The 7,332-nt window shown below is 71.7% G+C and carries 8 protein-coding genes; 6 read left to right on the top strand and 2 right to left on the bottom strand.

Annotated elements, in window-relative coordinates:
• Nucleotide 1 precedes the first annotated feature (1 nt).
• From G6027_RS04210 to G6027_RS04195, 4 genes are all read left to right on the top strand, one after another.
• The gene (locus G6027_RS04210; RefSeq protein ID WP_346995625.1) at nt 2-1,369 is read left to right on the top strand and encodes a solute carrier family 23 protein; all 1,368 of its coding nucleotides are present in this window, start codon (nt 2-4) and stop codon (nt 1,367-1,369) included.
• Between the two features lie 62 nt (nt 1,370-1,431).
• Complete coding sequence (gene moaA, locus G6027_RS04205; protein WP_182635675.1) at nt 1,432-2,493, top strand: GTP 3',8-cyclase MoaA; 1,062 nt, start codon at nt 1,432-1,434, stop codon at nt 2,491-2,493.
• 54 nt (nt 2,494-2,547) lie between these two features.
• Nucleotides 2,548-2,811 (top strand): hypothetical protein, encoded by a 264-nt coding sequence (locus G6027_RS04200; RefSeq protein WP_346995624.1) that lies wholly within the window; start codon nt 2,548-2,550, stop codon nt 2,809-2,811.
• 3 nt (nt 2,812-2,814) lie between these two features.
• Nucleotides 2,815-3,621, top strand: a complete 807-nt coding sequence (locus tag G6027_RS04195) for a substrate-binding domain-containing protein (RefSeq protein WP_182635673.1) — start codon at nt 2,815-2,817, stop codon at nt 3,619-3,621.
• Between the two features lie 24 nt (nt 3,622-3,645).
• On the opposite strand, the gene G6027_RS04190 is transcribed toward G6027_RS04195, so the two are convergent.
• Together G6027_RS04190 and G6027_RS04185 are read right to left on the bottom strand one after the other, a co-directional pair.
• Nucleotides 3,646-4,923, bottom strand: coding sequence for a globin domain-containing protein (locus G6027_RS04190; RefSeq protein WP_182635671.1), 1,278 nt, complete (start codon nt 4,921-4,923; stop codon nt 3,646-3,648).
• 94 nt (nt 4,924-5,017) lie between these two features.
• Nucleotides 5,018-5,458 carry an Rrf2 family transcriptional regulator gene (locus G6027_RS04185; RefSeq protein ID WP_182635669.1) on the bottom strand — a complete coding sequence of 147 codons (441 nt, stop codon included), beginning with the start codon at nt 5,456-5,458 and terminating at the stop codon, nt 5,018-5,020.
• A gap of 192 nt (nt 5,459-5,650) precedes the next feature.
• Between G6027_RS04185 and G6027_RS04180 the strand changes: the two genes are divergently transcribed.
• Complete coding sequence (locus G6027_RS04180) at nt 5,651-7,141, top strand: cobyric acid synthase (RefSeq protein ID WP_182635667.1); 1,491 nt, start codon at nt 5,651-5,653, stop codon at nt 7,139-7,141.
• Nucleotides 7,138-7,332: precorrin-6A/cobalt-precorrin-6A reductase (locus tag G6027_RS04175; protein ID WP_182635665.1), on the top strand; the 195-nt coding region annotated here is incomplete at its 3' end. The genes G6027_RS04180 and G6027_RS04175, both read left to right, overlap by 4 nt.

Genomic DNA, 7,332 nt, shown 5'->3' with positions numbered 1-7,332 from the left:
CGTGGCCCCCATGGAGCGCCTGAGCTGGCCCCGGACGATCGGCATCGGCGCCCAGCACGTGGTCTCGATGTTCGGCGCGACGTTCGTCTTCCCCATCATCATGGGGCTCAACCCGCAGCTCGCGATCCTCTTCTCCGGCGTGTGCACGCTGCTGTTCCTGGCGATCGTCAAGGGGCAGGTCCCCAGCTATCTGGGCACCTCGGTGGCGTTCGTCGGGGCGGTCGCGGCGATCCGCGCGCAGGGCGGCACGAGCGCCGAGGTCACCGGCGCGATGCTGGTGGCCGGTGCGACCCTCGCCGTCGTCGGCATCATCGTGCACGTGGTGGGCGGGCGCGTGGTCACCGCCGTGCTGCCCCCGGTCGTCACCGGCGCCGTGGTGATGCTGCTGGGCTTCAACCTGGCCCCCGTGGTGGCCGAGACCTACTGGCCGCAGGACCAGTGGGTGGCGCTGACGGTGATGATCGCGCTGGTCCTCATGACGGTGGGCCTCCGAGGGTTCGCCGGCCGGATCGCGATCTTCCTCGCGCTGATCTTCGGCTACGTGCTGTCGTGGGTCCTGGACCTGGTGACCGGTCCCATCACGTCGTTCAGCGCCACCGCCGGGGAGGTGACCGAGCACCTGCGGGTGGACTGGTCGGGCGTCGGGGACGCGCCGTGGCTCGGGTTGCCGCCCATGACCGACGAGGCCGCGGGCGTGGTGGGCATCCACGCACCAGACTTCTCGCTGGCGTTCGTGCTGCTGATCGTGCCCGGGATCATCGCGTTGATCGCCGAGAACGCGGGGCACGTCAAGGCGATCGGCGAGATCACGCGGACCGAGACCGACGGCCTGATGGGCCGCGCCCTGGCCGCGGACGGCGCGGGCACCGTCCTGGCCACCTCGTTCGGCGGGTCGGCGACGACGACGTACGCCGAGAACATCGGAGTGATGGCCGCGACCAAGGTCTACTCCACCGCCGCGTACGTGGTGGCCGCGCTGACCGCGATCCTCCTGGGCTGTTCGCCCAAGCTGGGCGCCGTCATCTCGGCGACGCCCGGCGGCGTGCTGGGCGGGATCACCGTGGTGCTCTACGGGATGATCGGGCTGCTCGGCGCCAAGATCTGGAAGGAGAACCGGGTCGACTTCGGCAACCCGCTCAACCTGGTCCCGGTGGCGGCGGGAGTGGTGATCGCCGTGGGCGACACGACCCTGACCGTGACGGACGACTTCCAGCTCGGCGGGATCGCGCTGGGCACGCTCGTGGTGGTGCTGGGCTACCACCTCGCCCGGGTGATCGCGCCGCAGTTGAGGGCACAGGCCGAGCGCGACGAGATCCACGAACTCACCCTGCTCGGGCCCAACCCGGAGGTGGAGGTGCCGGAGCGGTAGGCGGCAGGGTGACGGCCACGCGCCTACACTCGACCCGGAAGCCCGGCAGATCGGAGGTGCGCGTGACCACGACCGACACCCCGAGCCCTCGGCCGCGCCCCGACGGCGCGCGGCCGGCCACCCCGTTGCTCATCGACACCTTCGGTCGCACCGGCCGCGACCTGCGCGTGTCGCTCACGGAGAAGTGCTCCCTGCGCTGCACGTACTGCATGCCGGAGGAGGGCCTGCCGGCCATTCCGGACGCCGCTCGGATGACCACGGACGAGGTGATCCGGTTGGTCACGCTGGCGCATCACGACCTCGGGGTCCGCGAGGTGCGCTTCACCGGCGGCGAACCGCTGATGCGGCAGGACCTCGAGCGGATCATCGCCGGGACCCGGGCGGCATGCCCGGACCTGCCGATCGCCCTGACCAGCAACGGGGTGGGCCTCGAGCACCGGGTGCGCGCGCTGGTCGAGGCCGGGCTCGACCGGATCAACATCTCCCTGGACACGGTCAATCGCCTCGAGTTCGCCGAACTCACCCGCCGCGACCGCCTGCCGTCGGTCCTGCGCGGGGTGCGCGCCGCGGTCGAGGCGGGACTCGACCCGGTCAAGGTCAACGCGGTGCCCATGCGGGCGACCCTGCCAGGGGCTCCCGACCTGCTGGAATGGGCTCTGGAGGAGGGTGTGCAGCTGCGGTTCATCGAGGAGATGCCGCTCGACGCCGACAACACCTGGTCCAGGGTCGAGATGGTCACGGCGCAGGAGCTGCTCGAGGTGTTGGGCGCGCGCTTCGACCTGGTCCCCGCCGGTCGCGAGGACCCGTCAGCGCCGGCCGAACTGTGGGAGGTGGCCGGACGCTCTGTGGCGGGGTCCCCGGCCCACGTCGGGGTGATCGCCACCGTCACCCGGAACTTCTGCGCGGCCTGTGACCGGACGCGGTTGACCGCCGAGGGAACCGTGAGATCCTGCTTGTTCAGCGACGACGAGACCGACGTGTTGGGTGTGCTGCGCTCCGGGGCGCAGGACGCGGAGATCGCCCAGGTCTGGCGCGGGGCGATGTGGGGTAAGCAGGCCGGCCACGGCATCGGTGGGACGGCGTTCCACCGGCCGCGCAGGTCGATGGGTGCCATAGGTGGATGACATGTCATCCAGTTGGACGGTGCCGCGTCGGGTGCAGGGGTTAGAGTCGACACCGTGAGCAGGACATCCAGAATGATCACCGTGGGGTACTACGCGGCGGCCGAGGACGCGGCCGGCACCGCCCGTGAGCGCCTCCACACGGACGCGACCACGATCGGTGAACTGGCCCGTGAGCTCTGCGAGAGGCACGGTGAGCCGCTGGCCAGCATCGTCACGGTCTCGTCGTTCCTCATCGGCGAGGAGACCACGCGCGATCCCGACGCGTCGATCGACGGGGTCCCCGTGATCGACGTCCTGCCCCCCTTCGCCGGAGGGTGACCGGTGGGACGGCGTCCGGGGATCGCGATGGTGGGCGTCGCCCTGGTGTGCTCGGGGTTCGCGTGTGCGACTGAAGAGCCGGAGGCCACCGCGGCCATCTCGCTCGGGGTCGCGGCCGCGCCGTCGCTGTCCGAGGCGTTCGTCGACATCATCGCGATCTTCGAGGAGGAGACTCCCGGGGTCCGGGTCCATCTCGAGTTGGGACGGTCGGACGAGATCGCCGAGGGGTTGCCCGGCCGAACGGATCTCAACATCTTCGCTTCCGCGAGCGAGGAGGTGATGGAGCTGGCCGTGACGCAGGGAGCGGCCGTGGAACCGCAGGTCTTCGCCCGGAACCACGTGGTGGTGGCGGTCCCCTCCGGGAACCCCCACGGCGTGCGCGGGATGGGTGACCTGGCCCGCCCGGACCTGCGGGTGGGCCTGTGTGCTCCGGACACCCCGTGTGGCAGGGCGACCGAGAAGCTACTCGCCGCCTCGCAGGTGAGGCCCACGAACGTCACGTGGGAATCCGGGTCCCGGGCTCTCAGTGCCCGGCTCGCGGACAACGAGATGGACGTGGGGCTCGTCTACCGCACCGACGTGGCGAGCTCGAACGGGTGGGTGGCGCCCGTCAGTCCCGAGGGTCGCGAACGGGACCTGATGCAGTCAGCGGGCACGACCCGGTACGTCCTGGCCCGCGTACCCGGCGGGGAGAGCGGCCCCGGTGGCGAGGCGGAGCGGGTCGCGGCCGACCAGTTCCGCGATCTGGTGACCTCCGATCGTGGACGCCGGGCTCTCGAGGGTGCCGGATTGGACGCGCTGCCGGAGTGAGCCGGGTGTCGCCCGGAGCGCGGACTAGATTAGCCAGTCGTTGGGGGCGAAGAGCTCCGCGTGGATCCGCTGCTCGGGCACCCCTGCCCGGATGAATTCCGGGCGCACTGCCTGGAGGAAGCCGGTGGACCCGCAGAGGAAGACGTGCGCGCCCGCCGGGAGCTCGACGGAGGACAGGTCCATCACCCCGTGGTGGACCGCGCCGGGTCCGGCGACGGTGTCCGCGCCCTGCTCGTACCAGGTGTGCACCTCGGCGTCGGCGAGCAGCGAGGACTCACCGGCCACCTCCTCGGCCAGAACGTGCTGGTCGGGCGAGCGGTCGGCGTGCAGGATCAGGACCCGCCGGGGATCGTCCGTCGCGGACAGGTGCGCGATCATGCCGAGCATCGGGGTGATGCCGATCCCGGCCGAGCACAGGACGACCGGCGCCGCGTCCCGACCCGCCCCGGTCCCCGCTGCGTCCAGGACGAGGTCACCGAACGGCAGGGTGACCTGGAGGGTGGTGCCGACCCGGGCGTTGGCGTGCAGCCACCCGGAGACCTCACCGGCGGGGCACGAGCTCTCGCCACTGGAGTCCGCGTCGACCCGGCGGACGCCGATCCGCCACGTGCCGTCACCCGGCGCCGTCGACAGGGAGTACTGACGCAGCTGGCGCGCGCCGTCGGGCAGCACCACACCGACGGAGGTGTACTGGCCGGGTCGGAAGTCGGGGAGGTCGTCCCCGTCGGTCCCGCCGAGGATTAGCACGGTGACGGAGTCGGTGACGTCCTCCCGGCCCAGGACGGTGGCTGTCCGGAACACGTCGCCCGGTTCGACCCGGGCCTCGGCGTAGAGGGCGTTCTCGAAGTCCACCAGGACCCCGGCCATGATCCAGTACACCTCGTCCCACGCGGCCGCGATCTCCGGGGTGATCGCCTCGCCCAGCACCTCCACGATTGCGGCGAAAAGATTGTCGTGGACCACTTGGTACTGGTCGGCGGTGATACCGAGGCTCGCGTGCTTGTGGCCGATCCGGGCGAGCATGTCGACCGGGCTCTTCCCGTCCACCAGCAGCGTCGCGAAGGTGGCGATGGAGGCGGCGAGCGCGCGCTGCTGGGCGCCCAGCTTCTGGTTGCCGCGGTTGAAGGTGTCACGGAGCAGTTCGGGGTGGTTGCCGAACATCGTGCGGTAGAACACCGGGGTGATCTCGTCGATGTGTGCCCCGATGACCGGGAGCGTGTCGCGGATGATCTGGACGTTGTGCGCCGAGAGCTCCCGCGGGTGGGCGAGGATCGTCTCGAGCGAGGTGAGCGACGTGGTCATGCGGATCTCCTTCTGGGGTGGTGGGCGTGACGGGGTCGCCCGGGCACCTGAGGGGCCGGGCTGGGATGGGGCGTGGATCGGCGGTCGGGACCGATCAGGGGGCGGGTCCCAGGCTGAGCAGGACCTGCCGGGTCGGGGTGTGGACGATGCCCGCGACCGTGAGTGGATCGAGGGCGGCGAAGAACGCCTCGCGGGCCTCTGCCAGGGCTCGGCGGAGACTGCAGTTGCCGGCCAGGGGGCAGGGCGCGGGGCCCTCGCACTGCACGACCTCGCCGGGTCCCTCGAGCTCACGCAGCAGCTGCCCGACGGACGCCTGACGGCCGGCCTCGGTGATCGCGAGCCCGCCACCCCGACCGCGCCGGGACTCGACGAGGCCGAGCTCCACGAGCCGGGACACGATCTTGGCCACGTGGCTGGTCGAGGCGTTCACCGACTCCGCGATGCCCCCGGCGGTCATCCGGTCCCCGCGCCCGTCGGCCACGGCGAGACGCATGAGGGCGCGGAGCGCGAGATCGGAGAACCTGGACAACTGCACGACGCCGAGCGTGCCATATTGCGAACCTCTCGAGCGCATTTGTCGGTGGTGACTTCAAATACGTACTGAGCTGGGCATTTGGCGGGCTCGTCACCAGCAGGAACGTGGGGTCATCCGGGACGTCGCGGACCGTCGCCCCCTCGGCGGAGGACCTCGGCGGGGGTGGGGAGGGCGCGGCTAGGATCGATCCCCATGGCAGCCTCCCTCCTCGTCGCCGGCACCACGTCAGATGCCGGCAAGAGCGTGGTGGTGACGGCGCTGTGCCGGGCGTTCGCCCGGCGGGGCATCAGGGTCGCGCCGTTCAAGGCGCAGAACATGTCCAACAACTCGATGGTCGTCCCGGGGCCGGCGGGGTTCGGGGAGATCGGTCGCGCGCAGTGGATCCAGGCCCTCGCGGCACGCGCCGAGCCCGAGGTGGCGATGAACCCGGTGCTGCTCAAGCCGGGCGGCGACCGGCGTAGCCACGTGGTGGTGATGGGCCGCCCCGCCGGGACGGTCTCGTCCCGGGACTTCGTCGACGGTCGCGCGCACCTCGCGACCGCCGCCCACGCTGCGTACGACGACCTGGCCGACCGTGTCGACCTGGTGCTGTGCGAGGGCGCGGGGAGTCCCGCCGAGATCAACCTCCGTGCCGGTGACTACGTCAACATGGGGCTGGCTCGTCACGCCGACATGCCGGTGATCGTGGTGGGTGACATCGACCGCGGCGGGGTCTTTGCCGCGATGTACGGCACGGTGGCGCTCCTGGACGCTGCCGACCAGCGGCTCGTCGCGGGCTTCGTCGTCAACAAGTTCCGCGGCGACCCGTCGCTCCTCGGACCGGGGCTGGACCACCTCGAGGAGCTCACCGGCCGGCGGGTCCACGGCGTTCTGCCCTGGAGCCCCGACGTGTGGCTGGACTCCGAGGACGCGCTGGATATCGGCGGTCGCCGCGCCGACGCCGGACGGGCGTTGCGGGTCGCCGTGATCCGGTTGCCCCGGATCAGCAACTTCACCGATGTCGACGCCCTGGGGCTGGAGCCGGACGTCGACGTGGAGTTCGTCACCGACCCCCGGACAGTCCGGGGCGCGGACCTGGTGGTCCTGCCCGGCACGCGCGCGACGATCGACGACCTGGCCTGGCTCCGCTCCCGCGGTCTGGACCGCGCGGTGATCGACCACGCCCACGCCGGGGGGTCGGTGTTCGGGATCTGCGGTGGCTTCCAGATGCTCGGGCGCCTCGTCCGGGACCCGGAGGGGGTGGAGGGGCCCGAGGGTGCGGAGGTCGACGGGCTCGGGCTGTTGGACGTGGAGACGGAGTTCGGCCCGGAGAAGGTACTGCGGCTGCCCACCGGGGAGGCGCTCGGTCAGCCGGCGACCGGGTACGAGATCCACCACGGACGGATCGCGCTGGGGGCCGACCAGGAGTTCCTCGGCGGGGCCCGCCGAGACGGAGTGGCGGGCACCATGTGGCACGGGAGCCTGGAGTCCGACGGGTTCCGTCAGGCCTACCTCGCCGAGGTGGCGGCCCGCGTGGGTCGCACGCGCGAACCCTCCGGGGTGGACTTCGCGGCCGCACGCGAACGGCGACTGGACCTGCTGGGGGATCTGGCGGAGGAGCACCTCGATCTGGACGCCCTGCTGGACCTGTCCCGCGAGGGCGCGCCGGAGATGCCGTCCCTGCCGCCTGGGGCGGAGCGATGATCCTCGTCCTGGGCGGGACCGCCGAGGCCCGCGAGCTGGCGGTTCTGCTGCAGGACGCGGGTCACGAGTTCTGCTCGTCCCTGGCGGGGCGGGTGGCGCGGCCCCGGCTTCCGGTGGGGCAGGTCCGGATCGGCGGCTTCGGCGGGGTCGAGGGTCTCCGCGACCACCTGTGGGCCCACGGGGTGCGAGCG

The sequence above is a fragment of the Dietzia sp. SLG310A2-38A2 genome (assembly GCF_014145095.1).
Classification (GTDB): domain Bacteria; phylum Actinomycetota; class Actinomycetes; order Mycobacteriales; family Mycobacteriaceae; genus Dietzia.
The sequence above is the reverse complement of the archived record's forward strand: the minus strand, read 5'-3'. Positions and strand labels throughout refer to the sequence as shown.